The following is a 25,577-nucleotide window of genomic DNA, read 5'->3' on the forward strand; positions in this document are numbered from 1 at the left end:
GAGTCAACGGGGAACGAGCATGGCCACGAAGAATACCGATACGCCTACGCGCGACGCTGACCGGACGCGGCAGGCGATCCTTCATGCTGCGCAGCAAATCTTCGCCGAAAAGGGGTTCGCCGAAGCCGGCGTCCGCGACATCACCGCGCTTGCGGGCGTCAACCCGTCGCTGGTCAGCCGCTATTTCGGCGGCAAGCTGAAGCTGTTCGAGGCCGCGCTCGACGCGGCGCTCAACACGCGCATGATGACCGACCTGCCCAAGGAGAGCTTTGGTAAGGCGATCATGGCGCGCTTTGCCGACGACGACGACCGGGTCAGTCCGCTGCCGATGATGTTCAGCGCCGCGTCGGACAGCGAAGCGCGCGCGGTGGCGCAGCGGCTGCTGCGCGAACGGGTGTTCGAGCCGCTCAAGCACTGGTTTGGCGGCAAGGATGCCGACGTGAAGGCGGCGCGCTTCATGATGGTCTCGCTCGGCTTCTTCGCCTACCGCGACCAGCTTCCGCTCGCCGAGTTCGCAGGCCGCGTCGAACCGGGGCTGCGCCGCTGGCTGGAAAGGGAATTCCAGGCCATCGTCGACGACTAACATCGCTCAGGCCGCGAGCAGCGCCGCCGTATCGGCGGGGACAATGAACTGCAGCAAATGCGCACGCTTCAGGCACAAATGCGGATGCGCCTCGTCGGTCATGCCGATCCCGCCGTGGACCTGGATATTCGCGCGGCCGTTGTCGAGCGCGGCCTGATCGGCGAGCCGTTTTGCTGCGGCAATATGGAATGCGGCATCGTGATCATCGGCGTCGAGCGCACAGGCGGCGTAATAGAGCTGTGACCGCGCGACCGCGGCGCGCACCGCCATGTCCGAACAGATATGCTTGAGTGCCTGGAACCAGCCGATCGGCCGTTCGAACTGCTGGCGCAGCTTCGCATAATCCGTCGCCATGTCGCGCGCCGCGTCGGCGCAGCCGACGGCATAGGCGGCGCCGAGGAGTTGGAGGTGGAGCAGCGCATGCGGATCATCGACGCGCTCGATCGCCGCAGGACGGGCGATCCGCGCCAGCGGGGTGGACTGGTCGAGCGAAAATGTTGACGATAGCTGGCCTGCGAGCGCGAAACAGGCGAGGCCGTTGCCGAACGCGCCGAGCGCTCGCGAGGCTTCCACCCCGTCCAGTATCCGAACATCCTCTTGCGCGGGCAAGGCGAGCGCCGTCTTTCCGGTAGCGCCGGTCCAGCGTGCGGCGACCGCTGTCGACAGCAGTGCGACCGGTGCAAGGAACCGTCCCAGTTCGGCGAACACCAGCGCCTCGGTCGCATGATCGAGTCCCATTTCCGGAGCGGTCATGCCGGTCCATCCCATGGTGTCGAGTTGCTGCCATAGCCCCGCCGACCGCGCTCGCGCGCCTGCGAGCGGCATATGGTCTCGGCACCAGTCGGCGGTTGCGGTCTGGAGCGCGATCTGTTCGTCGTTCGGGGTCAGGTCCATGCAATCACCTCGACTTGGGCAGGCCGAGCAGGCGCTCGCCGATGATGTCGCGTTGGATCTGCGCCGTGCCACCCGCGATCGTCGCCGCGAAACCGCGCAGATAGTCGCCGACCGCATCGTCGTCCCCGTACCGGAAGTCGAGAATGTTGGCGCCCATCAGCAGCACCGCCATACGCTCGAGCCGCTGGCCGAGCTCGGAGGTGAAGAGCCGGATCACCGATGCCTCGGGTCCGGGCTGGCCGGTCCGCACGACCTCGGAAATATTGCGGTAGGTCATCGCACGTACCGCCGCGACCTCGGAGCGCATCTGTGCGAGCTGGTCGGCGATCCGGTCGTCTCGGATCATCCCGTTGGCGCGCGCTGCCGCGATCAGTTCCTCGATCTCCCGGCTCTGCTTGACCTGGTCGGCGATGAAGCCGGTGCCGCGCTCGAAGCTGAGCGTGGACATCGCGACCTGCCACCCGTTGCCGAGCCCGCCGACGACATTGGTCAGCGGAATGCGCACATCGTCGTAGAAGACCTCGGCGAATTCGGTCAGCCCCGACATCTTCCTGATCGGCCGCACGGTGATGCCGGGCGCGTGCATGTCGCAGATGACCCAGCTTAGCCCCTTGTGCCGCAGCGACCCTTCCTCGGTGCGCAGCACCAGTTCCTGCCAGTCGGCGACATGCGCGAAGCTCGTCCAGATCTTCGACCCGTTGATGATCAGTTCGTCGCCCTCGATCCGCCCGCGCGTCTTGATGCCGGCAAGGTCCGATCCCGCACCGGGTTCTGAAAAACCCTGGCACCAGATCGCCTCGCCCTTCAGGATGCGCGGCAGGTGATACGCCTTCTGCTCCTCGCGCGCGTTGAGGATCAACGTCGGGCCGCCATGGTTGATCCCGACGAAATTCGCGCCGATCCACGGCGCGTGTGCCTTCGCATATTCCTCGAGCCAGATGACCTGCTGCACGATCGACAGCCCGCGCCCGCCATAGTCGGTCGGCCAGTTGATTCCCGCCCAGCCGGCATCGAACAATCGCCGCTGCCACGCCTTGTCGAACCCGATCGCATCGGACGCATCGAGCGGGCGCTTCTCGGCGGGCACATTGGCGTGCAACCAGTCGCGGCACTCTTCGCGGAAGCGCGTTTCCTCCGGGGAGAAGCCGATGTCCATCAGTCGGGCCTCTTCGCGGCGGCGATCGGCTCGCCCTTCTTGCGCACCGCCGGATCGAAGCCCGCGTTGCGCATCAGTTCGTGGTTCAGCCCGGCGGCGATCCCCATGCCGTCGGTGTCGTAGATCAGCCTTTTGTTCTCGGCATTGCTGTGGCGGCTGTTGCCGAGGATCAGCGCGGCCAGTTCGGCGACCTTTGCGTCGAGCGCCTCGTCGGGCACGCAATAGTTGGCGAGGCCCATCGCCGCCGCATCCTCGCCCGCATAAGGCTGGCACGTCAGCATCATTTCGAGCGCCTTCGCCTGTCCGACGCGCCGCGGCAGCCGCTGCGACAATCCCCAGCCCGGGACCAGCCCCCATTTGCCATGCGTATCGGCAAAGCGTGCGCCGGTGCCGCAGACGATGAAATCGGCTGCGAGCGCGAGTTCGAGCCCGCCGGTGTAGCAGGTGCCACGCACCTTCGCGATCACCGGCTGGCGCAATTTGGTCAGCCGCTCGACGATCAGCATCTCCTGCCGCAGCCAGCCGAGCGCATCGGCGTGCGGCGGTGATTTGAGGTCGTGGCCGGCGCAGAAATGCTCGCCCGCGCCGGTGATCAACACCAGCCTGGCATCGCCGACGCCCTCCTCGATATCGCGGATATGCGCGCGGAACTCGCGGAACAGCGCGCGGTCGATCGCGTTGCGCTTGTCGGGGCGGTTGAGCGTCAGCGTGCAGACGCCGTCCTTATCGTCGCGCAGGACCAGCGCCTCGCTCATGCCCCGTCCCCGCGCGTCTTCGCGATCGCCTCGCGCGCGCTGCCGCTTTCCATCGCGCGCTTGCCGAACTGTTCGCGGATCGGCACGAACTCGGGCATCACCAGCGACCGGCGCAGCCAGTTGGCGGCGTCGACGACGAGCGTATGCCCGCTGATATACGCAGCATAGGGCGAACAGAGGAAGGTCGCCGCCCAGCCCAGTTCGCGCACCTCGCCGACGCGCATGCCGGGGATCGTATTATCGCCGCGCTCGCCTTCGCGGTGCCGCGTCATATGCGCGGGCAGATCGTCATGCGGGAAACGCCCCGGCGCGATGCAATTGACGCGAATGCCGTCGGGCGCCCATTCGACCGCGAGGCTCTGCGTGAGGTTGGTCACCCCCGCCTTCGCTGCCGCCGAATGCGAGGTGCCCGGACCGCCGGTCCAACTGTACGTCGCGCCGATGTTCAGGATCGCGCCCGGCAACCCCGCCGCCAGTCGCCGCACCGCAAATTCGCGGCTGCAATTATAGGTGCCGTTGAGCACGATATCGACGACGGTGCGAAAGCCGTTCGGGGTCATTTCCTCGGCGGGCGCGGGGAAATTGCCCGCGGCATTGTTGATCAGCACATCGACCGGGCCGAGCTTCGCCTCGATCTCGTCGAAGGCGCGCGCGATCGCATCGGGATCGCGCACGTCGCAGGCGACCGCAATGGCTTCGGCGCCGACCGCCTCGATCGCGGCGATGCCGGCGGCAAGATGGTCGGGCTTGCGGCTCAGTATCGCAATTTTCGCGCCCAGCCGCGCGAACTCGACCGCCATGCCCTTGCCAAGCCCGGTGCCGCCGCCGGTCACCGCGACTACCTGTCCGTTGTAAGTGCCGTCGGGCAGCGCCTTGGCGCCCAAGGGCGGGGGGGAGGGTAGAGCCATCCTATTTCCCCTTGTAGTTCGGCGCGCGCTTCTCGCGGATCGCGGCGCGGGCTTCCTGATAATCCTCGGTCTTGAACAGGTAGCTCTGCGCGTAGAGTTCGGCGCGCGTGCCGGTGCGGATCGTCGGGCCGTGCATCAGATTGATCATCTCCTTCGCCAGCGCGAGGTTGATCGGCGGGCGCGCCGCGATGTCGCGCGCCATCTCCAGCGCCCTCGCGTCGAGCTCCTCGGGCGCGACGACGAAATCGACCGCCCCCCATTCGAGCGCGGTTGCGGCGTCGATCTTCTGCCCCGACATCACCATATATTTGGTCCGCGACGGCCCGATCAGCGCGGTCATCATCTGCGTGCCCCCGGTGTCGGGCAGCACGCCGTATAATATCTCGGGCAGCGCCATTTTCAGCGTCGTGTCGCTGATGCGGATATCGGCGGCGAGCGCCAGTTCGCACCCGCCGCCGATCGCGCCGCCCTTCAGCGCCGCGACGATCGGCTTGGTCGACTCCTGCATCTTCAGTCGCCCTTCCTGATGCTGGCGGATGAAGTGGAAATCGCTCTCGTCGCGCGCGCGATGCCCCAGCACATTGGTGTCGCGCCCCGAACAGAAGCTCTTGCCGTTGGCGCGGATCAGGATCGTGCTCGACTCACGCTCGTCCAGCGCCTCGCCGAGCAATTTCTGGAACAGCGACGCCATCGCGTCGTCCATCGCATTGTGCCGGTCGGGCCGGTTCAACGTCAGGATACGCAAGGCGCCTTCGCGCTCGCTCAGGATCAGGTCGGCCATCTCCGCTCCCATTTTCTTTTCGGCAGGGCTTGCACGACTTGTATAACTAAGTCAATTATGTCGAAACGCTAGGGGAGAGAGAAAATGGCGGAGCTCAGCGGAAAGACCGCGCTCGTCACCGGCGCGTCACGCGGCATCGGCGCCGCGATCGCCCGCCGACTCGGCGCAGCCGGCGCGCATGTCGCGGTCAATTATGCGGGCAGCAAGGATGCTGCCGAAACACTCGTCGCGGAAATCATTGCGGATGGCGGGCAGGCCTTTGCCATACAGGCCGACGTCGGCATCATGGCGGGCATCGAGTCCATGCTCGCCGCCTGCGACGCGGCCTTCGGCGGCACCCCCAATCTCGACATCCTCGTCAACAATGCCGGCGTCGGCGGCGAGGGCGACACGGGCAGCCTGAAGAAGTGCAGCGAGGAACTGTTCGACCGCATGATCGCGGTGAACCAGAAGGCGCCGCATTTCATCACCCAGCTCTGCCTCGACCGCCTCCGTGACGGCGGGCGCATCGTCAATATCGGCTCGCTCGGCGGACGCTCGGCGCTGCCGCCCTTCGCGGCTTACGCGGCGACCAAGCGCGCGCTGCAGAGCCTCACCATATCGACCGCGGTCGTTGTCGGCCCGCGCGGCATCACCTGCAACCTCGTCGCCCCCGGGGCGGTCGATACCGAATTCAACAAGACCCTGTCCGAAAAGCCCGGCTGGGCCGAGGCGACGTCGAAGCTCACCCCGATGAAGCGCCTCGGCGTGCCCGAGGATATTGCGGGCGCGGTGATGATGCTCTGCCGCGACGAGGCGCATTGGGTCACCGGGCAGATCGTCGAAGCGAGCGGAGGGCTGTTCCTGTGAGCGACCTCGCCGGCAAGACCGCGCTCGTTACCGGCGGCTCGCGCGGCATCGGTGCCGCGATCGCGCGGCGGCTCGGGCAGGCGGGCGCGCATGTCGCGATCAACTATGCCAGCAGCAGGGAGGCGGTGAACGCGCTCGTCGCCGAGATCGAGGCTGCGGGTGGCAGGGCCTTTGCGATCCAAGCCGACGTCTCGTCGCTGTCGGGGATCGAGGCGATGTTCACCGCCTGCGACCGCGAATTCGGCGGCGCGCCCAATCTCGATATCCTGATCAACAACGCCGGGGTCGGCCGCGGCGGGCGCGACGGTACGCTGAAGGGCGCGGGTGAGGAGCTGTTCGACGAACTCTTCGCGGTCAATGTGAAGGGCCCGCATTTTGTGACCCAGGCCGCGCTGCCGCGCCTCCGTGACGGCGGGCGCATCGCCAACATCGGTTCGATGTCGGGCAAGGTCGGCCAGCCCTTCGCCGCGAGCTATGCGATGACCAAGCGCGCGATCCAGAGCCTGACCTTCAGTACAGCGCTGGCGGTCGCCAAGCGGCAGATCACCTGCAACTGCATCGCCCCCGGGGCGGTCGCGACCGAATTCATCACGGCGCTGCGCGAACAGCCGGGTTGGGACGAGGCAACCGCGAAGCACACCCCGATGGGCCGCCTCGGCGAGCCCGAGGATATCGCAGGCGCGGTGATGATGTTGCTCGGCGACGATGCGCGCTGGGTCACGGGGCAGGTGATCGAGGCGAGCGGAGGGCTTGCGCTCTGATGGCGCTGATGACCGAAAAATTGCGCGCGATCATGGCGCTCGATCCCGACCGGACGCAGATCGATTTCGGCGGGACGGATTATAGCTGGCAGCAGATCGCCGAGAATGTCCGCGCGATCGAGGCCGCGCTCGATGCGATGGGCCTGCCCGAGGATGCGCGCGTCGGCGTGATGCTGCGCAACCGCCCCGGTCATGTTGCGGCGATCGTCGCGGTGCTCTCGACCGATCGCTGCCTTGTGACGCTCAATCCGATCCTGCCCGACCCAAAGCTGTTCGCCGACGTCGAAAATCTCGGCCTGCCCGTGATCATCGCCGATGCCACCGACCTCGCGCGCCCGGGTCTCGGCGAAGCGCTCGCGCGCGCCGGTTCGGCAGTGATCGAAATCGACCCGTTCCTCGGCGGCGTCCGCGTCGTGCAGCCCGAGGTCCGCACCCGGATCCAGACCTCGCCCGGCGTCGCGATCGAGATGCTCACCAGCGGCACTACCGGGACGCCCAAGCGCGTGCCGCTCAGCCGCGATGCCTTCGACGCCAGCTTTCGCGGTTTCACCAAATATGAGCGCGGGCGCAGCTTCGACGATCCGCCACGGCTCAATTCGGGCTGCACGATGGTGGTCAATCCACTCACCCATATCGGCGGGATCTACGGCTGCATCGGCGCGCTCGCGGCGGGGCGGCGGATCGCGTTGCTCGAAAAATTCAGCGTCGACGCATGGGTGTCGGCGGTGCGCCGCAACCGTCCCGCGGTCGCGTCCGCCGTTCCTTCGGCGGTGCGCATGCTGCTCGACGCCGACGTCGATCCTGCCGACCTGACCAGCCTCAAGTCGCTGATCACCGGCACCGCGCCGCTTGCGCCCGATCTCGTCGACGCCTTCATGGCCAAATACGGCATCCCGATCTGCAGCAATTATGGCGCGACCGAATTTGCCGGCGCGATCGCCGGCTGGACGATCGACGATTTTCGAAGGCTCTGGCCTGAAAAGCGCGGCGCGGTCGGCCGCGTCCACGCCGATATCGAGGCGCGTATCGTCGATGCCGAAACCGGCGCGATTCTGCCGCATGGAGCCGAAGGTCTGCTTGAGATCAAGGGTCAGCAGCTTGGCAACGACCTTAAATGGCTGCGCACCACCGACCGCGCGGTGCTCGACGAAGACTGCTTCCTCTTCATCAAGGGCCGCGCCGACAATGCGATCATCCGCGGCGGTTTCAAGATCCATCCCGACGATGTCGTGACTGCGCTCAACGACCATCCCGCGATCCGCGAGGCCGCAGTCGTCGGCGTGCCCGACGAGCGCCTCGGCGCTGTTCCCGCCGCCGCGATCATCCTCAAGGACGGGGCTTCCACGCCCGAGACCGACGACCTCAAGGCTTGGCTCAAAGACCGGCTGATCGCCTATCAGGTCCCGGTTCATATCCGCATCGTTCCCGACTTCCCGCGCACCCCGTCGATGAAACCCTCGGCGCCCGGGCTGCGCGCGCTATTTGCAGGAGAGAGCTGATGGAAAGCTTCGCCGGAAAATCGGTGATCGTCACCGGCGGGGGCAAGGGAGTCGGGCGCGGCATCGCCGAAGCCTTCGCTGCCGCAGGTGCCGAGGTGATGCTCGGCGCGCGGACAATCTCCTACGCCGAAGATGTGAAGGCGGGGATCGAGAAGGCCGGTGGCGTCGCCGAATGCTTCGCCGCCGACATCGCCAAGCACGCCGATTGCCGCGGGCTCGTCGAGGCAACCGTGCAGGCCTTCGGCGGGGTCGATATCATCGTCCACGCCGCCGCCGACATCCCGCACGGCGGGCTCGGCCATGTCGACGACGAGCGGCTGGAAGCGGGCTTCGCCAGCATCGCCAAGGCGGCCTGGTGGCTGCTCGACGCCGCGCGCCCGCATCTGGCGCAGGCCCGCGACGGCGGCCGTTTCATCGCGATCGGTTCGATCAACGGCACCTTCAACGTCGTTCCCAATATGACCGCCTATGGCATGGCGAAGGCCGCGCTCGACGCCTTCATCCGCGCCGCGGCGGGCGACGTCGTCGGCGAGGGCATCACCGTCAACGCGATCAACCCCGGCCTCGTTGCCAGCGACCGCGCGAAAGCCGTGCTCGGCGACGAAGGCCTCGCTGCCTATGGCGCGACCGTCCCCGTGGGTCGCGCGGGCACCCCCGCCGATATCGCGCATGCCGCGCTGTTCCTCGCCTCGGCGCGCTCGGACTATATCACTGGCACGACGATCAAGATGGACGGCGGCTCGACCGTCGCGGCGTCGCCGGGCCGCAATGACATCCTGCAGGACCGGCTCAAGCTCCAGCACGGAAAGGCGCCCTGACATGGACCTAGGGATCAAGGGCAAGGTCGCGCTCGTCTTCGGCGGTTCGAAGGGCATCGGCCTCGGCTGCGCGTATGAATTCGCTCGCGAGGGTTGCAAGACGGTCATCGCGGCGCGGACGCAGGCGACCATCGATGCTGCGGTCGCCGAAGTGCAGGCAGCGGGCGGTCAGGTCGTCGGCATCTCCGCCGACTGCACCACCAAGGACGGCATCGCCAAAGCCGTGCAGGCCGCGACCGACGCTTTCGCGCCGTCCGATATCCTGATCTTCAACGTCGACTCCGGCCCCAAGGGCAGCTTCCTCGAAGTCGACGACGACACCTTCGCCGCCGCGAACAATAACAATGTCATGGCCTTTCGCTGGGCGGTTCAAGCGGTCATCCCGCATATGCACAGGCAGGGCTGGGGCCGCATCCTCACCATCGGCACCAATTCGGTGAAGGCGCCGCACCGCAAGCTCGCGCGGGCGGCGCAGAACACCTACCGCGTCGGCGCGCTCGCGCTGTCGAAGACGATCTCGGCCGAACTCGGGCCGATGGGGATCACCGTCAACACGCTCGGCACCGGGGCGATCGCGACACCCCAATTCAAGGAGGTGTTCACGAAGATCGCCGCCGAGCATGGCCAGACCTATGACGAGCATATCGCTGTGCGGACGAGCGCCTATCCGATCCCGCGCATGGGGACGCCGGAGGATATGGCCGCCGCGGCGGCCTTCCTCTGCTCCGACCGTGCGGGCTTCATTACCGGGCAGGTGCTTGTCGTGGATGGCGGCAATCTGGAAGTTCTGCAATAATTAGCAATCAAAGGAAGTAAGGCATGAAACTCGACAGCAATATCGCAGCGGTGGTGACCGGCGGCGCCTCGGGCCTCGGCCGTGCCAGCGCCGAAGCGCTGGCAGGCGCAGGGGTGAAGGTCGCGATCTTCGACGTCAACGAAGCGGGCGGCCGAGCCGTGGCCGATGCGATCGGCGGCATATTCTGCAAGGTCGACATCACCAGCGAGGACAGCGTCGTCGCGGGCTATGACGCCGCGCGTGCGGCGCACGGGCATGAACGCGTGCTCGTCCATTGCGCACAGATATCGAAGGGCGGCAAGACCGTCCGCTATGACAAGACGACCGGCGGCTATGTCCGCTATTCGACCGACGATTATGCATTCTCGGCGCAGGGCATCCTCATCGCCAGCTATCGCCTCGCCTCGCTCGCCGCGCTGGGCATGGCGAACGCCGAGCCGCTGAACGAGGATGGCGAACGCGGTTCGATCGTCCTCACCGCGTCGGCGGCGGCGCAGGATGCGCAGATCGGACAGGTCGGCTATGGCTCTTTGAAGGCCGGAGTGAACGGCCTTGTCCTGCCGATGGCGCGCGACCTGATGGACGTCGGCATCCGCGTCAATTCGATCATGCCCGGCATTTTCGCGACGCCGCCGATGCTGGCGGTGAAAGACAAGGCGCCCGCGATCTTCGAAGGGCTGGCGGCGTCGGTTCCGTTCCCGAAGCGCCTCGGCAAGCCCGAGGAGTTCGGATCGCTTGTCCTCGAACTTGCGCGCAACAGCTATTTTAACGGGCAGAATCTGCGTCTCGACGGCGCGATCCGCATGCCGCCCAAATAGACCGGAACAGGACAGAGATTTGAACGCACCCCAGCAGTTTCCGTTTGCCCGCCAGTCGGCGGGTCCCGCGCCGCTGCGCCGTCCGGGGTCGATCCGGCGAACCACGTCGATCGATTCGGACTGGCCCGACGGCTTCGGCGAACCGTGGATCATGACCGGACGGGCGCGCGACCTGCTGACGCCGCTCAATGGCGGTGCGATCGAGGTTGCGAGCGGCGGTTTCACGATCAAGGCGTCGCCGCTGCGCGAGATACTGGCGATCGATATCTCCGCCGACCACCCACGGGTCGACGAGATGGTCGGGGTGCGCGCGGGCGGGGCGAGCCGGACGGCGCTGGCCGACGTGCTGGGCGATCTGCGCGGCACGCCGCTGTTCCAGGTGCTCGACGATTATGCCGGTGCCAGCCTTGTCGCCGGGTGGATATGGTCGCGCTGGAGCGACGACTGGCATCAGCGGATGGCGAGCAACCGCGCCAGATCGGGCGCGAGCAGCAAGGGGCGGATGGTCAATATCTGCACCGGCTTCACAGAAGGCGGCAGTTCGCTGACCGCAGACGGCGACGTCGATCACAGCGACCAGTCGGCGACCGAGGTCGGTCCGCTGGCGAATCCCGACGACCCGATCGGCTGGCACGACATGCCGGCCCAGCAGGGACGCCCGCTCGCCCGCCGGGCACGGCGAATCGACGTGTGGCGCGGCGAAGGGGTGCTGAAGGTCGATGCCGCGTTTCAGGACAGCGGGCCGAACCCGCAGGGGACGCGTACCGCGATCCACGAATATCGCGTCTATGCAGAGGTCGACGAACGCGACGGCACCTTGCTTTCGCTTCAGGCGCTGCCGCTGATCCTGCCGTTCCGCGAATGTCCCGGCGCCTCGATGAAGGCGACGCGAATGGTCGGGCAGCACGTCGGCGAGTTCCGGCAGGCGGTTCTCGACACGCTGGTCGGCACGGTCGGCTGCACCCACCTCAATGACGTCCTGCGTGCGCTGGCCGACGTCCCGGTCTTGGCAAGTTTGTTGCCGAAAGAGGCGGCGTAGCGCCATTTTTTCGCCCTTTCCGCAGCGGAAGGCGTAATCCACTTGTCTGTCTTGTTAGACTTAGTTATATAACTGGCCAAGCGAGGACGCCAGGAAGCCTCGTGGGGAGGATGTTGACCATGATTTTCAAGCAGAATCGCGATTCGGCCCGATTGCTTGCGGCGGTCTCGCTTGGCGCGATTGCGCTTTCGGCTGCCCCCGCCTTTGCCCAGGCGGCGCCCGAAGAGACCCAATATGACGATGACGCGATCGTCGTCATCGGCGTGACCAAGCAGGACGCGAACATCCAGGAAACGCCGATCGCGATCACCGCGTTCAGCGGCGAGACGCTGACCGAACAGGGTATTTCGAAGGTCGAGGACATCGCGAGCTTCACCCCCGGGTTCAACATCCGCGGTGCGGGCAACAATCCCACCGCCTTCTCGCTCGCGATGCGCGGGCAGGTCCAGAACGACAATATCGCGACGCTCGAACCGTCGGTCGGTACCTATCTCGACGAAATATACATCGCGCGCGCCTATGGCCTGAACGTCGAGCTCGTCGATGTCGAAAGCGTGCAGGTGCTCAAGGGGCCGCAGGGAACGCTCTTCGGCCGTAACACCTCGGCGGGCGCGGTGCTGATCCAGACAGCGAATCCGCGCTATGACGAGATTTCGGGCAAGGCAAGCGCGACCTATGGCCGTTTCGACGAGCGCACCGGTCAGGCGGTGCTCAACCTTGGCCTGTCGGACAGCCTCGCGATCCGCGGTGCGCTCTATTACCAGAAGCGCGACGGGTACAAGACCGACATCAATACCGGCGCGAAATATGAAGGCCGCGAGACGTGGAACGGCCGCGTCAAGCTCGGCTGGAAGCCGACCGACACGTTCGAAATCCTGCTGTCGGGCGAATGGTACGACACCTATATCGACGGGCCCGTCCGCCAGAACCTGTTCTTCAACGCGCCCGCGGCTTTCGGCCCTGCCAAGCCGATCGTCGACGGGATCGCCGCAGCCGAGCGCGAAGAGTTTGGCGGCAATCCCAACCTTGCTGCCTACACACCACCCTCCGCGGTCATCGGCGCCGATCCGCGCGGTCCGTTCAACAAGACCAAGACGCAGACCTATACCGCCAAATTCATCCTCGATACGAGCTTCGGCCAGATCCGCTGGATCAACGGCTATCGCGGCGTGCAGAGCGAAAATCTGGTCGATCTCGACGGCACGAGCTTCGCGGGCCACTTCACCGAAGGCACGCAGGACCTCAAGCAATATTCGACCGAGCTGCAGGCCACCGGGACGGCGTTCGACGACCGGCTGAATTTCGCCACCGGCATCACCTATTTCCGCGAAACGGGTTTCGACCAGTCGCGTTCGAACCTGTTCAACGGCAAGTTCGCTGCGGGGCCGACGGTGCCGGCAGAGTTCGTCGGGCGGACGAGCTGGTCGAACTTCTCGGGCACGCTCGATAACGACAGTTTCGGCATGTACGGTCAGCTCAACTATGCGCTGACCGACCGTTTCAATGTGACTGGCGGTCTGCGCTATTCGATCGATGACAAGCGCGTGATCACCCGGTCGGGCGACGTCGTCGACAACACCGACCAGTTCGTCCGCTGTACCCCGGCAACGGTCGCGATTCCGTGCGATCGCGAACGGCACAAGACCTTCACCAACCTCTCTTATACGATCGGCGCCGATTACGACGTGACCGACGATATCCTGATCTATGCCAAGCAGAGCAAAGGCTATCGTTCGGGCGCGCTGCAGCTTCGTACCGTGACGCTGGAAGACTCGATCCCGTCGGATCCCGAAATCGTCAACGAGCAGGAAATCGGGATCAAGACGACGTTCCTCGATGGCCGCGCGCGCTTCAACATTGCCGGCTATCACAACAAGGTCCGCGATGCGCAACGCAGCCCGGTCCTTGCACCGAACGGCATCAGCCAGACGGTGATCGAAAATGCCGACACCGAAACCTGGGGCGTCGAAGCCGATGCATCGTTCGAAGTTGTCGACGGCTTCACCCTCTTTGCGTCGGGGGCGATCAGCGATCCGAAATATACGCGATATGAAGGCAAGGCGCTCGCCGGCACACCGCCGACACAGACGATCGTGACGGTCGACAAGAGCGATTATCTGCTCGTCGGCATCGTCAAGGAGCAGTTCACCGTCGGCGCCAATCTCAAGCAGGACCTTGGCGGGGTCGGGCTCGACGCCAACATTGTCTATGCATGGCAGGGCAAGATGCCGCAGATCGACATTCCCGTCGCGATGTTCACTTCGACAGCACCGGGTGGTCTCGGGCTGACGCAGGCGCAAGCCGACCAGCTCGCCGCCGTCGCCCAGTCGGGATCGCTCGGCCTGCTTAACGCCCGCGTCGCGCTCAGCTTCGGCCCCGAAAAGAACTTCGAGGTCGCGCTGTGGGGCAAGAACCTGACCAATGATCAGGAACAGCAATATACGCTTCTGCTGAGCAACATCTATGTCGGCACCTCATACAACGAACCGCGCAGCTACGGCGTGACCGCCAGCTTCAAATTCTAGGACCACAGGGCGCTCCTCTGGAGCAATGGGGGAGGGACGGCATTGCCGGACCTCCCTCTTTTTTTCGCGAAAGGAGAGTCATGCCTTCAGAAATGTCCAGCCGCCGCGGCCTTACGCTCGGACTGCTCGTGGTCGTCGCAATCCTGAGCTATGTCGACCGGCAGGTCTTCACGCTGTTTCAGGACGACATCAAGGTCGAACTCGGTCTCGACGACGGCCAGCTCGGCTTGCTTACCGGCATCGCATTCGCTGCATTCTATGCGCTCGCCGCCTTTCCGATCGCGCGTTACGCCGATCGCGGCGACCGGCGGCTGGTGATCGCGGTCTGCGTTTCGATCTGGAGCGCCGCGACCGCGCTTTCGGCCTTCGCGCACAGCTTCGTCCAGATGCTGCTCGCGCGTATCGGTCTTGCCGCGGCGGAAGCGGGCGCCGGCCCGGCGGGGATGTCGCTGCTCACCGATATTTTCCCCAAGGATCGCCGCACGACGATCATCTCGATCATGCTCGCCGCCAATGCCGTCGGCCTGTCGGGCGGGCTCGCGCTCGCGGGCTGGCTCTCGCAATGGTATGACTGGCGGACGGTGTTCCTGATCGTCGGCTTGCCCGGGATCGCGGTCGGCCTGCTTGTCTACCTGCTCGCCGCCGAGCCGCGCCGGCGCGGTGTTGCCGAGCCTGCTCCTGTACAGCAAACCAGCCTCGGCGACGTCTTGCGGACGATGGCATCGAACACATCGCTGCGCTGGGTCGGCCTGTTGCTCTGCATGGTGCCGCTCACCGGCTTCGCCTTCATCCTGTGGGGCGCGTCCTTCTTCCAGCGCGTGCATGGCATGGACAAGACCGAAACCGGCTTCTGGCTCGGCGGCGCGATGGCGGCGGGACTGGTTATCGGCAACCTTGTCGCGGGATGGGTCAGCGACCGTTACGGACAGGCGAAACCCGGCTTTAACGGCTGGTTCGCCGGAATCGGTCTGCTGATTTCCTTTCCCTTCGGCGTCGGGTTCGCCCTCGCCGGGAACGCTTATGTCGCGCTCGCCTGCTTCGTGGTGGTCAAATTCATGATGACGCTGCACCTCGGCCCGATCATCGCGCTCTGCTTCGCGCAGGTGCCGGTGCAGATGCGGGCGATGATGTCGGCGACGATCAACATGTTCATCGGCCTCGCCGGCGTCGGGCTGGGCGGAACAGTCGCGGGCTATCTCAGCAAGGCCTTCACGCCGGGCTATGGCGAGTTATCGCTGCAGCCGTCGCTGGCAATATTGTCGTGCTGCCTGCTGGTCGGCGGCATCGCCGCGATCATGGCGGGGCGGACAGCACGGCCGATCGAGGAATAGGGGGCTGCCCCTCCCTTTGAAGGGGAGGGGAGCCTTGATCAGGCGACGGCCTTTGCGCTCGTCACCACTTCGGGCTTCACGCCAAACAGCCGCGCGGCGTTCATTCCCAATATATTCCGCCGCACCTCGTCGCTGACGGTCATCCCTTCGAACAACTCGTCGATGATCCGGCGGCTGACGGGGAAGGTGCCTTCGGCGTGCGGATAGTCCGAACCCCACATCACATTCTTCGCCCCCGGCAATCCTGCCGCCGCCGACGCAATACACGCGCGGTCGTGCTGGAAGCTTGCCCACACCTGATCGTCGATGATCCTGCTCGGCGCGCGGCCGAGTTTCGGAAAGACGAAGTTCGCGTGGGCGACCGAGACCTCGTCCATGCGCTCGGCCAGCGCGACCAGCCAGCTCGCACCGCTTTCGATGAACGCGACCTTGGCACCCGGATTGCGGTCGAGGACGCCGCCCGATACCAGATACATGACGCTGTGCTGCGCATCGTTCATCTGGTTGGTGTAGTTGATGATCCCGGCGCCGGGGCCGCGTTCGACGATCACGCTTTCGAGGCCGGTGCCCGTGTGCATGACGAAGACGATGCCGAGCGCCGCCGCCCTGGCAAAGACCGGGTCCCACGCGTCGCTGTTATATTTGGGCAGGCCCGGCGGTGTCGTCGCCGGCAACATTGCGGCGGTGAAGCCTTTCGACGCCAGATAATCGAGTTCGGCGAGCGTGTTAGAGAAGTCGAGCACGGGTAGCATGCCGCAGCGGACGAACCGGTTGGGATGGCCACCGAGGAAGCTGTCGTTCCAGTCGTTGTAGAGCCGGGCCGAGGCCGCTTCGGCGTCGGGATTGTCGAGGCAGTAGAGCCACAGGCCGAGCGACGGGAAACAGATTTCGGCATCGATGCCCTCGAGTTCCATGTCTTCGAGCCGGCCGGGTATCTCGCGAATGCCCTTGCGTTGGGCATCGCCAAGCTGCTTCTCGCGGTGCTGCCCGACGCGCAGGCGATAGATGATCTTGTCCTTCGTCCCGGTGACCAGATACTCGCCTTCCATGCGGGCGTGGATCGCATGGTCCTTCAGCGACGCGGGCAGGCCATCGAGGAAGATGTCCGCTGGCTCCATGATGTGGCTGTCGGCGCTGAACACAAAGGGTTTCATCGGGCAATCTCCTCACGACTCGCTTTTAGCATTTGCTCGATTAAAAGATACCTAGTTATACAAGTCAAGCGCCATATGGGATAGACATCGTGTGGTATGGCGCATAAACAGGTATCTGTTATGGCAGCTCATCTCGAACCACGCGGCCCGGCCGAAACCCTTGCAAGCCGCACCGCCCGTCAGCTCTCGCAGCTCAGTCTGGCGGCTGTCCCCGGCACCCATCTCGGGGCGGAGGACGATTTGCTTGCACGCTTCGGCATCAGCCGCCCGACGTTGCGCCAGGCGGCGAAGCTCGTCGAGCGCGACCGTCTGATCAGCATTCGGCGCGGTGCGCAGGGCGGCTATTATGCCGAACGTCCCGACGCACGCGACGCGATCCAGTCGCTGGCGCGATTTCTGCGCATGAAGGGCGCCCATCTCGGTCATGTCATTCAGGTCACACGGCCAGTGTCGGAAGAGGCCGCCGTTGCCGCTGCGCGTTACCGCAGCGCCGCCGATGTCGAAACTTTGCAAGCCTTCGCCGCGACGATCGACGCGCGCGACACGCCGCGCGACCTGATCGCGGCCGAAGTCGAAATGGCGCGGCTGATTTCGCAGATGAGCGGCAATCCGGTCGTCGAGCTGATCCTCGAAATCGGTTACAGCTTTGGCCTCGACGAAAAGGGCGGCGACCTCTACGCCGATCCCGACCGGCGCCGGCGCACGCGCGACATGCAGCGCAGCCTGTGCAACGCGATCATCGACGGCGATCCCGACATCGCGCGGTTGATGATGCGGCGGCGATCGGACCAGTTTGACGCGTGGCTGCATCTGGGCGATGCGGCGAAGAAGGATCGGCAATGAGCATCGTCGAATATCGGGGTTTCGCGGGCGTCCGGCTGGAAGCCGAGGTGATTGGCTCCGAAAACGATCCCGCAGTCCTGTTGCTCCACGGCGCCGGGCAGACGCGCGCCGTGTGGTCGGGCGTTGCCTCCGCTCTCGAAAAGGCCGGCCGCCGCGTCATCAGCCTCGATCTCCGCGGTCACGGCGGCAGCGAATGGCCCGAGGATGCGCGCTACGATTTCGAAGCGCTGGTCGAGGATCTGCGCGCCGTGCTCGCGCAGATGGGCACGCGCCCCGTCGTCGTCGCCTCGACGCTTGGCGGCTGGATCGCCAGCGCCGCGCTCGAACGCGACGCCGCCGTGCTCGCGTCGGGCCTCGTACTCGTCGATTCGCCGGTGCATGTCGATCCAGCTTTGGCGCAGCGTGTCGGTGACCGGCTTCGCGAAGCGGCGACGCTCGGGCCGGGGCAGGCACAGTGGGATGTCCGCCTGTTCGATACGCTCGACACATCGGCGATGGCCGACCGGCTCGACGGGGTCGCCGCGAAGATCGCGCTGCCGACGCTTTATGTCCGCGGCGCGATCAGCGAACTCGTATCGAGGGAAGACGCCGCAGCTTTCGTCAGCCAGCTCCCCGACGGCGAACTGGTCGAGGTTGAGAACAGCGCGCTTGTCGTCATCGACGACCGCGCCGATGCCCTCGGCGGCTATCTGGTCGATTTCCTCGAACGCCGCGCGCCGCGCGGTTCGCCCGAATATCGTGCAGGCAGCGATGCGCGCACCTTCCGCGATGCACTTGGTTGCTTTGCTACCGGCGTGACCGTGGTGACTGCGATGTGCCCCGACGGCAGTCCGATTGGGCTGACCGCGAACAGCTTCACCTCGGTGTCGCTCGACCCCCCGATGCTGCTCGTCTGTATCGCCAACACCGCCGGCAGCGCGCCCTTTCTGCGCGATGCCGAACGCTTTGCGGTCAACGTTCTCCAGATCGGCCAGCAGCCGACCTCGAACCGCTTCGCCGGGAAGGGTGAGGATCGCTTCGGCGTCACCCCGTGGGAAGTGGGCGAATATGGCACTCCGGTGCTTACCGGATCGCTCTCCAGCTTCGAATGCGCGCGCGACGCGGTGCACGACGGCGGCGACCATTTCATCCTCGTCGGCCGCGTGCTGAAGGCGATCTTCGAGCCGCGCCGCGACCCCTTGCTCTACTTCCGCGGCAAATATCGCAAACTCCATTTCGCTTGACGACTGGACAAGCAGCCGCCAGCATCATATCCAACCTAGTTATATAACTAGAATCGGAGGAAAGGCGGATGGCCTGGGTCAATCAGGACAAATGCGCGATCGTGGGGATCGGGGCGACCGACTATTATGTGCGCGGCAAAAGCTGGCCGCGCACGATCAACGACATGGCGGCCGAGGCGATCATGAACGCCTGCGCCGACGCGGGGATCAGCCACAAACAGATCGACGGCTTCTCCTATTATTCGACCGCGGGCGCGGGCTATCTCGACAAGTTCGACACCGCCAGCCTGATGGAAACATTGGGCATGCCGCACATCAGCTGGTCGGCGACGCTGACCAGCGGCGGCGGCGGCTGCCCCGGCGCCATCGGCCTCGCCACCGCGGGGCTGATGAACGAGGATTGCACCTACACCGTCACCTTGATGGCGCTGCAGCAATTGCCGCAGCATCGCCTCGGCGTCGTCTTCGGCGCCGCGGCGCCCAATCCCGAAAACAGCTTTCTCCAGCCGTCGGGCCTCGTCGGTCCCGGCCATCTGATGTCGGTGCTCGCGCGGCGGCATATGCATCTCTACGGCACGACGCAGGACGCGTTCGGCGAGGTGGTAATGGCGACGCGCGCCAACACGCGCAACCGGCCCAAGGCGGTGCGCAAGGAGCCGCTGACCAAGGAACAATATGACGCTTCGGTGATGCTCGCCGATCCGCTGCGCCGCCTCGACTTCTGCCTCGAAACCGACGGCGCGGTTGCGGTGATCACCACGACGATGGACCGCGCGAAGGATTGCCGCCACAAGCCCGCCGTCGTCCACGCCGCCGCGCATGGCGGCCAGCGCGAATGGGGCCGCGCCTTTGCGTGGATGGGCATGCCCGACCCCTATTTCGCGAGTTCGGGCCACAAATTCACCGCGGACCGCGTCTGGGCACAATCGGGGCTGACCGCCAAGGACATGGACGTCGCGCTGATCTACGATCACTTCAGCCCGATGGTGCTGATGCAGCTTGAGGATTATGGCTTTTGCAAGAAAGGCGAGGGCAATGATTATGTCCTCTCGAACAAGCTCCGCTACGATCCCGCGACGGGCAAGGGCGTCAATGGCGGCGTGCCGGTGAACACCCACGGCGGCAATCTCAACGAAGCCTATATCATCGGCATGACGCACATCGTCGAGGGCGTCGAACAGGTGCGCGGCACCGCGATCAATCAGGTCAAGGATGCCGAATTTGCGCTCGTCTCGGGCGGCCCGGCGTCACTCCCCGTCTCCAGCCTCATCCTGCGCAAGGACTGACCGACATGACCTATGGCCCCGCCCGTGCGCTCCCCGGCGACCAGATCCGCATTACCACCAACCCCGATACCGAGCCTTTCTGGCAGGCGGCGAAGGAGGGACGGCTCACCGCGTGCCAGTGCGGCGAATGTGGCCATTTCCGCATGCCGCCGACCGCGATCTGCCCCGAATGCGGCAGCCGCGCCAAGGAGTGGCCGACGCTCCCCGGCACCGCGACGATCTTCAGCTATGCGATCTGCAACAAGAATCCGAAGAATGGCGAGGATTATGTCTATGTCCCCGTCGTCGTTGACCTCGACGGCGCCCCGGGAACGCGGTTGAATGCGAACGTGTCGGGATGCGATGCCGAGGACGTCCATATCGGGATGAAGGTCAGCGTGGACTGGACCCCGATCCAGGACGGCTGGGTCCTCCCCAACTTCAAGGCCTGAGGCGATGCTGGGCGACCTTCGCATCGTCGAGATCGGGCAGGGCATGGCGGTGCAGGTCGCCGGGCTGATGCTGTCCGAACTCGGCGCCGAAGTTCTGAAAGTCGAGCGTCCGGGCGGCGATCCCGCGCGCGGCACCGCGCGCTTCGCCAACTGGAACCGCGGCAAGAAGAGCCTCGTGCTCGATCTCGACACGCCCGAAGGGCTGGCGGCGCTCGACGAACGCCTCGCTGGCGCCGACGCTTTGCTCCACCAATTCACCCCGTCGCGCGCTAGGGCGCTCGGCCTCGACGACGCGAGCCTTGCCGAAAAACACCCGCATCTCGTCGTCACCGCGATCACCGGCTCGCCCGCGAACCATCCCGATGTCGAACGCAGCGACGACGAACTGCTGGTCGCCGCGCGTGTCGGCGCGATGTACGAAAATGACGGCCACCGCGCCGGCCCGATCGCCTATCGTTACCAGCAGGGCAGTTGGTCCGCCGCGCATCTCGCCGCCGCGGGTCTGCTCGCGCGCCTCGTCATGCGGCTGCAGACGGGGCAGGGCGGCCCGGCGCATACCTCGATCTTCCAGGGCTTTCTCGCGACGCTTCCGCTGGTCTGGGCGCGCAACAGCGAAGGGCCGATGCCCAACCCGGTGACTTATCCGCTCGGCCCGCGCCCGATCGCGCAGCAATTGTTCCAATGCGCGGGCGGCGACTGGCTCCAGATCATGGATCCGACTCGCCAGTTCGATTACGCCACGATGCCGACGATGTGGGACGTGATGGCGGAGGTCGAGGTCGACCTCGAAACCGAAGCCGGGCAGGCCGAAGCTTTCAAGCTCCGCCCGCTTGAGAACTGGCTCGCCGACCTGCGCGCTGCCGACATCGCCGCCGAACCCGCCTTCCCGATGGGCGAGGTGCTGCGCCACGACGATGCCGTTGCCAACCGCTATGTCATCGAAGTCGACGACCCCGACCTCGGCAAGACGCGCCAGCCCAACACGCCCTTTCACAGCGACGCCGACCTGCCGCAGGGCCGCCCGGCCCCGCGCCTGGGCGAAGGCGGCGATACGGCATGGCCCGCCAAAGCGGCGCCCGCGCCCGGCACCGTCCCCGCCGAAGTGCTCGAAGGCGTGCGCGTCCTCGACCTCGGCATGTTCCTCGCCGGGCCGATGGGGCCGTCGATGATGGGCGACATGGGCGCCAACGTGATCAAGGTCGAGGCGCTGACCGGCGACCGCATCCGCTTCATGCACCGCTATTATCAGGCCGCCGCGCGCAGCAAGCGCAGCCTCGCGCTTGACTTGACCAAGCCCGAGGCGCAGCCAATCCTCGAACGGCTGCTTCAGTGGGCCGAACTCGTCCATCACAATATGCGCTTCAAGGGCGCCGCGAAGCTGGGTCTCAGCGAAGAGGGCATCCGCAAATACAACCCCGATATCGCGTTCAACTATTCGAGCGCCTATGGCCAGCGCGGCGCGCGCGGCAACTGGCCGGGTTATGACTCGATCTTCAATGCGATCGCCGGCTGGGAGTTCGAAAATGCGGGCGAGGGCAATCGCCCCGTCTTCAACCGCCCCGGCACGATGGATGTCTCGACTGCGCAAAGCTGCCTCGTCGAACTGATGGCCTCGCTCTATGCGAAGCGCACCACCGGGCGCGGTTACACCACCCAGACCTCGCTGCTCGGCATGGCCGCCTTCACCCAAGGCGAGCGGTTGATCGGCGCCGATGGCGACCTCACCGATACCTATCACCTGACCAGCGACCAGACCGGCTTTTCGCCGTACCACCGCATCTATGAATGCGCCGACGGTGCGTGGGTGGCCGTCGCCGCACACAAGCCCGAGCAACAGGCCGCGCTGGCCAAGCTGCTCGGTGAGGATTTCGAAGCCGGGGCTAGAGCGCGCGATGCCACCGACCTGCTCGCCGACTTCGAAGCGGCGAGCGTCCCCGCCGACGCGGTCAATTTCGAAAATGCGATGCACCGCTTCTTCGACGATCCGCTCAACCGCGAGTTGAACCTGATCTCGGTCCTGCCGCAGCCGCTCTACGGCCTCGTCGAGCAGCCGGGCGCCTTCTGGAATTTCGGCGATACCCCGGTGGTGTTCAAGCGCTGCTGCCCCGCCGTCGGCGAGCATAGCGACGAGATCCTCCGCGAAATCGGCTATTCGGACGCAGAAATCGCTGCATTCCGCGAAGCGAAGATCGTCGGATGAACCCACACGACCTCATACCCGCTGGCCTTGCGTCCGCCGTCGAAAGCGCCAGCGGTGCGCGCGTCGTCGCGGTCCGCCCGCGCGGCGGCGGCGGCGCGTCGCGCGAAGGCGCCGAGCTCGACCTCCTATGGCCCGATGGCCGCGCGGCCAGCGCCTATATGAACTACGACGTGCACAAGGCGGGGGCAGGCGACGATGCAGCCTTCCTGCGCGAAGCCGCCGTTCTCCGCGCGCTTTCGGGCCGGCTTGCCTCCGCCGGGGTCCGCGTCGCCTCTTTCTACGCCTCGGTCCCCGACCAGCGCGCGCTCGTCTGCGGCATGGTCGCGGGCAAGGACCGCTTCGGCGGCCTCACGGATACCGCGCAGCGCGATATGGTCGCCGCCGACTTCATGGCCCAGCTCGCTGCGCTCCACCGCATCGACATCGCGGCGAACCCCGTCGAGGGCATGGGCCCGGTCGAACCCGCCGAGACCTTCATCCGCCGCCGCATCGCCGAACTGCGTCACGGCAACAGCGGCAAGGGCTGGGACCCGCTGATCCACCTGTCGCTGAACTGGCTCGAAGCCAATATCCCCGCGAACATGCCTGCGCCGGTCATCGTCCATGGCGATGCGGGCCCCGGTAATTTCCTCTATGATGGCGGTCGCGTCACCGCGCTGCTCGACTGGGAGCTTGTCCATTATGGCGACCCAATGGCCGACCTTGCGATGCTCGCGATCCGCATGCTCTTCCAGGGCTTCGTGCCGCTGCCGCAGGCCTTCGCTGCTTACGAGGCCGCGGGCGGGCACAAGGTCGACCTGCCGCGCCTCATCTACTGGCGCCTGCTCTTTCAGACGAGCTTCGCGCGCCGCTCGCGCTATGACGATCCCGACGCGCCGCCGCCGCCCAATCTCGGCATGAACCTCGTCTATTCGACGATCCATCGCCGCGTGCTTTCGCACGCGCTCGCCGACGCCGCGGACATCGCCTTGCCGCCCGTCGCGCTGCCCGACGCCTCGCCCGGCGCGCACGACAAGAGCTTCGCCATCGCGCTCGACGATATCAAGGACACTATCGTCCCGCGGCTTTCTGATCAGCAGGCGGCGGTGAAAGCCAAAGGCATGGCGCGCCTCATCAAATGGTGGCGCGCGATCGAGCGCCTCGAACCCGGCTTCCACGCCGCCGAAAAGGTGGAGATCGAAGCCGCGCTCGCGCTCGAGTTCACCGACTATCGCACCGCGTGGACCGCCTTCCGCGACGCCGTCGCCGGCGACCGCATTGCCACCGCTGCGGCGATCATCCTCTGCAACGCGCATGAAACGCGCGAGGCGGCGCTGATGGCCGACGCGATGGGCGGCCTCGCCGACACCAAATTCGCACCGCTGCAATAGGATCTGAAAGGGTAGAGACCATGTCGAAGGATATCTTGGGCTACAAGGGCAAGCGCGTCGTCGTCATGGGCTGTTTCTCGGGCACCGGCGAGGCCTGCGCCCGCGCGCTCGTCGATCTCGGCGCCGAGGTGCATGGCGCCGACATCAAGCCTTCACCCGTCAACCTCGCGAGCTTCACCACCGTCGATCTCAAGAACCCCGACGCCATCGCCGCGGGCATCGCGAGCATCGGCGGCAAGATCGACGCCGTCTTCAACGTCTCGGGCCTGCCACAGACCTTTCCCGGCGAGGATGTCGTCACGGTCAATTTCCTCGGCATCCGCGCCTGGACCGAGGGCTGGATCCCGCACCTCAACCCCGGCGGCGCGATCGTCTCGGTCTCATCGCTCGGCGGCATGAAATGGCTCACGCGCCAGCCGCTGCTGCGCGAATTCATCGCGATCGAGGATTTTGCCGAGGCGCGCCAATGGTATCTGGATCGCAAGGAGGAAGTCGGCGACCCTTACAGCCTCGCCAAGGAGGCGATCAACACCTGGACGCAGGTTCGCGCGCCCGACCTGATCGGCCGCGACATCCGCATCAACTGCACCATGCCCAGCCCGATCGACACGCCGATGCTCGGCGAATTCCGCAAGGTCGCGGGCGACGCGGTGCTCGGCGCCTTCGCCAAGGCCAAGGGCCGCTACTCGACCGCCGAGGAACAGGCGCTGCCGCTGATCCTGCTCAACAGCGACGCCGCAAGCTTCATCAGCGGCGTGTGCCTGCCGGTCGACGCCGGCCTCGCGGGCGGCCTCGCGACGGGCGTGCTCGACATCCAGAAGATGATCGCCGAGGCTTCGGCGTGATGTGTCAGCCGTGCGCGCCGAGCATCATCGCGATACTATGCGCCGCAGCCGCCTTCAGGTCGGCATAGCCGACGCCATCGCTATGGCTGCTCATCGGGCCGATCGCCGACAGGCGCTCGAGGATCATCAGCACGGTGCCGGCGCAGGATCGCGGGGACAGGTGCGCGGGGGTTCGTCCCGCCGTCTGCGCGCGCTCGACCTGCTTGCTGATCGCGTCCATCATCGGCCGCGCCTGCGTCATCCGCGCCTCGTAGAAGCGCGTGTCGCCTTCCTCGGCCGCCAGGTTACGCACGACGAAGATCGTCCGGTTGCGGTTCCAGATGCCGGTATATTCCTCGACGAACGCCGCCGCGGCCGCCTCGGCCCCCGGCGCCAGCCAGTCGCGCGCGACGATGGCTTCGAGCTCGGGCGAGGTCTGGCTGGCATGTTCGAGCGCCGCCAGAACGACCTCGGGCACGCCCTTGAAATAGACATAGAAGGTCGCGGGCGAGGTCTGCGCCGCGCGCGCGACGTCGACCACCGACACATCGCGCAACCCATGCGTTTCGAGCAAGTCGACCGTCGCGTCGATCAATTGCTGCCGCGTCCTTTGTCCCTTCGCGCCCAGCTTGCGCTCGGGCGGGGTCTCCGCCGCGATGATAGCCTGTGTCTGCGTCAAATAGGTGATCCTGCCCCGAAATCTTGTCGCCATCCTAACAGCGGGGTTGCGATA

At 65.9% G+C, this 25,577-nt stretch carries 24 protein-coding genes; 17 read left to right on the forward strand and 7 right to left on the reverse strand.

The window, feature by feature from the left end; translation table 11 throughout:
• Positions 1-19 precede the first annotated feature (19 nt).
• Positions 20-583: a TetR/AcrR family transcriptional regulator gene (locus tag V6U71_RS09285; RefSeq protein ID WP_411341977.1), complete on the forward strand. Its 564-nt coding sequence runs from the start codon at positions 20-22 to the stop codon at positions 581-583.
• A 6-nt stretch (positions 584-589) separates the two neighbouring features.
• Here the strand turns inward: V6U71_RS09285 and V6U71_RS09290 are convergent, their stop codons facing one another.
• The 5 genes from V6U71_RS09290 to V6U71_RS09310 are packed head-to-tail and all read right to left on the reverse strand — an operon-like array spanning position 590 to position 5,077.
• Entirely contained in the window at positions 590-1,477 is an 888-nt protein-coding gene (locus V6U71_RS09290) for an acyl-CoA dehydrogenase family protein (protein WP_411341978.1), read from the reverse strand.
• Between the two features lie 4 nt (positions 1,478-1,481).
• Positions 1,482-2,633, reverse strand: coding sequence for an acyl-CoA dehydrogenase family protein (locus V6U71_RS09295; protein ID WP_411341979.1), 1,152 nt, complete (start codon positions 2,631-2,633; stop codon positions 1,482-1,484).
• Positions 2,633-3,388 (reverse strand): enoyl-CoA hydratase/isomerase family protein, encoded by a 756-nt coding sequence (locus tag V6U71_RS09300; RefSeq protein ID WP_411341980.1) that lies wholly within the window; start codon positions 3,386-3,388, stop codon positions 2,633-2,635. The genes V6U71_RS09295 and V6U71_RS09300 overlap by 1 nt, the downstream gene beginning before the upstream one ends.
• Complete coding sequence (locus V6U71_RS09305) at positions 3,385-4,296, reverse strand: SDR family oxidoreductase (RefSeq protein WP_411341981.1); 912 nt, start codon at positions 4,294-4,296, stop codon at positions 3,385-3,387. The genes V6U71_RS09300 and V6U71_RS09305 overlap by 4 nt, the downstream gene beginning before the upstream one ends.
• 1 nt (position 4,297) lies before the next feature.
• Positions 4,298-5,077: an enoyl-CoA hydratase/isomerase family protein gene (locus V6U71_RS09310; RefSeq protein WP_411341982.1), complete on the reverse strand. Its 780-nt coding sequence runs from the start codon at positions 5,075-5,077 to the stop codon at positions 4,298-4,300.
• An 84-nt stretch (positions 5,078-5,161) separates the two neighbouring features.
• Between V6U71_RS09310 and V6U71_RS09315 the strand changes: the two genes are divergently transcribed.
• The 9 genes from V6U71_RS09315 to V6U71_RS09355 all read left to right on the forward strand — a co-directional run bounded on the left by V6U71_RS09315 (position 5,162) and on the right by V6U71_RS09355 (position 15,513).
• Positions 5,162-5,926, forward strand: a complete 765-nt coding sequence (locus tag V6U71_RS09315) for an SDR family NAD(P)-dependent oxidoreductase (protein WP_411341983.1) — start codon at positions 5,162-5,164, stop codon at positions 5,924-5,926.
• The gene (locus V6U71_RS09320) at positions 5,923-6,687 is read left to right on the forward strand and encodes an SDR family NAD(P)-dependent oxidoreductase (protein ID WP_411341984.1); all 765 of its coding nucleotides are present in this window, start codon (positions 5,923-5,925) and stop codon (positions 6,685-6,687) included. Before V6U71_RS09315 ends, V6U71_RS09320 begins: the two co-directional genes overlap by 4 nt.
• Positions 6,687-8,186, forward strand: coding sequence for a class I adenylate-forming enzyme family protein (locus V6U71_RS09325; RefSeq protein ID WP_411341985.1), 1,500 nt, complete (start codon positions 6,687-6,689; stop codon positions 8,184-8,186). Before V6U71_RS09320 ends, V6U71_RS09325 begins: the two co-directional genes overlap by 1 nt.
• Positions 8,186-9,004, forward strand: coding sequence for an SDR family NAD(P)-dependent oxidoreductase (locus V6U71_RS09330; RefSeq protein ID WP_411341986.1), 819 nt, complete (start codon positions 8,186-8,188; stop codon positions 9,002-9,004). Before V6U71_RS09325 ends, V6U71_RS09330 begins: the two co-directional genes overlap by 1 nt.
• Before the next feature lies 1 nt (position 9,005).
• The gene (locus V6U71_RS09335) at positions 9,006-9,800 is read left to right on the forward strand and encodes an SDR family oxidoreductase (protein ID WP_411341987.1); all 795 of its coding nucleotides are present in this window, start codon (positions 9,006-9,008) and stop codon (positions 9,798-9,800) included.
• Positions 9,801-9,823: 23 nt separating this feature from the next.
• A complete protein-coding gene (locus tag V6U71_RS09340) occupies positions 9,824-10,618 on the forward strand; it encodes an SDR family oxidoreductase (protein ID WP_411341988.1) in 795 nt (264 codons plus the stop codon).
• Positions 10,619-10,637: 19 nt separating this feature from the next.
• Positions 10,638-11,657 carry a DUF2889 domain-containing protein gene (locus V6U71_RS09345; protein WP_411341989.1) on the forward strand — a complete coding sequence of 340 codons (1,020 nt, stop codon included), beginning with the start codon at positions 10,638-10,640 and terminating at the stop codon, positions 11,655-11,657.
• Positions 11,658-11,776: 119 nt separating this feature from the next.
• The gene (locus tag V6U71_RS09350; protein ID WP_411341990.1) at positions 11,777-14,182 is read left to right on the forward strand and encodes a TonB-dependent receptor; all 2,406 of its coding nucleotides are present in this window, start codon (positions 11,777-11,779) and stop codon (positions 14,180-14,182) included.
• A 92-nt stretch (positions 14,183-14,274) separates the two neighbouring features.
• Complete coding sequence (locus tag V6U71_RS09355) at positions 14,275-15,513, forward strand: MFS transporter (protein ID WP_411341991.1); 1,239 nt, start codon at positions 14,275-14,277, stop codon at positions 15,511-15,513.
• A gap of 38 nt (positions 15,514-15,551) precedes the next feature.
• Here the strand turns inward: V6U71_RS09355 and V6U71_RS09360 are convergent, their stop codons facing one another.
• Positions 15,552-16,667: an amidohydrolase family protein gene (locus V6U71_RS09360; protein ID WP_411341992.1), complete on the reverse strand. Its 1,116-nt coding sequence runs from the start codon at positions 16,665-16,667 to the stop codon at positions 15,552-15,554.
• 120 nt (positions 16,668-16,787) lie between these two features.
• Between V6U71_RS09360 and V6U71_RS09365 the strand changes: the two genes are divergently transcribed.
• The 7 genes from V6U71_RS09365 to V6U71_RS09395 all read left to right on the forward strand — a co-directional run bounded on the left by V6U71_RS09365 (position 16,788) and on the right by V6U71_RS09395 (position 24,865).
• Positions 16,788-17,510, forward strand: coding sequence for a FadR/GntR family transcriptional regulator (locus V6U71_RS09365; RefSeq protein ID WP_411341993.1), 723 nt, complete (start codon positions 16,788-16,790; stop codon positions 17,508-17,510).
• On the forward strand, positions 17,507-18,733 hold the full coding sequence (locus tag V6U71_RS09370; RefSeq protein WP_411341994.1) for an alpha/beta fold hydrolase: 1,227 nt from the start codon (positions 17,507-17,509) through the stop codon (positions 18,731-18,733). The genes V6U71_RS09365 and V6U71_RS09370 overlap by 4 nt, the downstream gene beginning before the upstream one ends.
• 68 nt (positions 18,734-18,801) lie before the next feature.
• A complete protein-coding gene (locus V6U71_RS09375) occupies positions 18,802-20,019 on the forward strand; it encodes a thiolase C-terminal domain-containing protein (RefSeq protein WP_411341995.1) in 1,218 nt (405 codons plus the stop codon).
• Between the two features lie 5 nt (positions 20,020-20,024).
• Positions 20,025-20,450 (forward strand): Zn-ribbon domain-containing OB-fold protein, encoded by a 426-nt coding sequence (locus tag V6U71_RS09380; RefSeq protein ID WP_411341996.1) that lies wholly within the window; start codon positions 20,025-20,027, stop codon positions 20,448-20,450.
• 4 nt (positions 20,451-20,454) lie between these two features.
• Positions 20,455-22,650, forward strand: a complete 2,196-nt coding sequence (locus V6U71_RS09385; protein ID WP_411341997.1) for a CaiB/BaiF CoA-transferase family protein — start codon at positions 20,455-20,457, stop codon at positions 22,648-22,650.
• On the forward strand, positions 22,647-24,020 hold the full coding sequence (locus tag V6U71_RS09390; RefSeq protein ID WP_411341998.1) for a phosphotransferase family protein: 1,374 nt from the start codon (positions 22,647-22,649) through the stop codon (positions 24,018-24,020). Before V6U71_RS09385 ends, V6U71_RS09390 begins: the two co-directional genes overlap by 4 nt.
• A gap of 20 nt (positions 24,021-24,040) precedes the next feature.
• Complete coding sequence (locus V6U71_RS09395; protein WP_411341999.1) at positions 24,041-24,865, forward strand: coniferyl-alcohol dehydrogenase; 825 nt, start codon at positions 24,041-24,043, stop codon at positions 24,863-24,865.
• Between the two features lie 4 nt (positions 24,866-24,869).
• On the opposite strand, the gene V6U71_RS09400 is transcribed toward V6U71_RS09395, so the two are convergent.
• On the reverse strand, positions 24,870-25,523 hold the full coding sequence (locus V6U71_RS09400; protein ID WP_411342000.1) for a TetR/AcrR family transcriptional regulator: 654 nt from the start codon (positions 25,521-25,523) through the stop codon (positions 24,870-24,872).
• Positions 25,524-25,577: the final 54 nt, after the last annotated feature.

The sequence above is a fragment of the Sphingopyxis sp. J-6 genome, assembly GCF_046603995.1.
Classification (GTDB): Bacteria; Pseudomonadota; Alphaproteobacteria; order Sphingomonadales; family Sphingomonadaceae; genus Sphingopyxis.

What these genes read in the sequence shown, in the direction of transcription:
- V6U71_RS09285 (WP_411341977.1), top strand. Translation starts at nt 20, where the DNA reads ATGGCCACGAAGAATACCGATACGCCTACGCGCGACGCTGACCGGACG.
- V6U71_RS09290 (WP_411341978.1), bottom strand. Translation starts at nt 1,477, where the DNA reads ATGGACCTGACCCCGAACGACGAACAGATCGCGCTCCAGACCGCAACC.
- V6U71_RS09295 (WP_411341979.1), bottom strand. Translation starts at nt 2,633, where the DNA reads ATGGACATCGGCTTCTCCCCGGAGGAAACGCGCTTCCGCGAAGAGTGC.
- V6U71_RS09300 (WP_411341980.1), bottom strand. Translation starts at nt 3,388, where the DNA reads ATGAGCGAGGCGCTGGTCCTGCGCGACGATAAGGACGGCGTCTGCACG.
- V6U71_RS09305 (WP_411341981.1), bottom strand. Translation starts at nt 4,296, where the DNA reads ATGGCTCTACCCTCCCCCCCGCCCTTGGGCGCCAAGGCGCTGCCCGAC.
- V6U71_RS09310 (WP_411341982.1), bottom strand. Translation starts at nt 5,077, where the DNA reads ATGGCCGACCTGATCCTGAGCGAGCGCGAAGGCGCCTTGCGTATCCTG.
- V6U71_RS09315 (WP_411341983.1), top strand. Translation starts at nt 5,162, where the DNA reads ATGGCGGAGCTCAGCGGAAAGACCGCGCTCGTCACCGGCGCGTCACGC.
- V6U71_RS09325 (WP_411341985.1), top strand. Translation starts at nt 6,687, where the DNA reads ATGGCGCTGATGACCGAAAAATTGCGCGCGATCATGGCGCTCGATCCC.
- V6U71_RS09330 (WP_411341986.1), top strand. Translation starts at nt 8,186, where the DNA reads ATGGAAAGCTTCGCCGGAAAATCGGTGATCGTCACCGGCGGGGGCAAG.
- V6U71_RS09335 (WP_411341987.1), top strand. Translation starts at nt 9,006, where the DNA reads ATGGACCTAGGGATCAAGGGCAAGGTCGCGCTCGTCTTCGGCGGTTCG.
- V6U71_RS09340 (WP_411341988.1), top strand. Translation starts at nt 9,824, where the DNA reads ATGAAACTCGACAGCAATATCGCAGCGGTGGTGACCGGCGGCGCCTCG.
- V6U71_RS09350 (WP_411341990.1), top strand. Translation starts at nt 11,777, where the DNA reads ATGATTTTCAAGCAGAATCGCGATTCGGCCCGATTGCTTGCGGCGGTC.
- V6U71_RS09355 (WP_411341991.1), top strand. Translation starts at nt 14,275, where the DNA reads ATGTCCAGCCGCCGCGGCCTTACGCTCGGACTGCTCGTGGTCGTCGCA.
- V6U71_RS09360 (WP_411341992.1), bottom strand. Translation starts at nt 16,667, where the DNA reads ATGAAACCCTTTGTGTTCAGCGCCGACAGCCACATCATGGAGCCAGCG.
- V6U71_RS09365 (WP_411341993.1), top strand. Translation starts at nt 16,788, where the DNA reads ATGGCAGCTCATCTCGAACCACGCGGCCCGGCCGAAACCCTTGCAAGC.
- V6U71_RS09370 (WP_411341994.1), top strand. Translation starts at nt 17,507, where the DNA reads ATGAGCATCGTCGAATATCGGGGTTTCGCGGGCGTCCGGCTGGAAGCC.
- V6U71_RS09375 (WP_411341995.1), top strand. Translation starts at nt 18,802, where the DNA reads ATGGCCTGGGTCAATCAGGACAAATGCGCGATCGTGGGGATCGGGGCG.
- V6U71_RS09380 (WP_411341996.1), top strand. Translation starts at nt 20,025, where the DNA reads ATGACCTATGGCCCCGCCCGTGCGCTCCCCGGCGACCAGATCCGCATT.
- V6U71_RS09385 (WP_411341997.1), top strand. Translation starts at nt 20,455, where the DNA reads ATGCTGGGCGACCTTCGCATCGTCGAGATCGGGCAGGGCATGGCGGTG.
- V6U71_RS09390 (WP_411341998.1), top strand. Translation starts at nt 22,647, where the DNA reads ATGAACCCACACGACCTCATACCCGCTGGCCTTGCGTCCGCCGTCGAA.
- V6U71_RS09395 (WP_411341999.1), top strand. Translation starts at nt 24,041, where the DNA reads ATGTCGAAGGATATCTTGGGCTACAAGGGCAAGCGCGTCGTCGTCATG.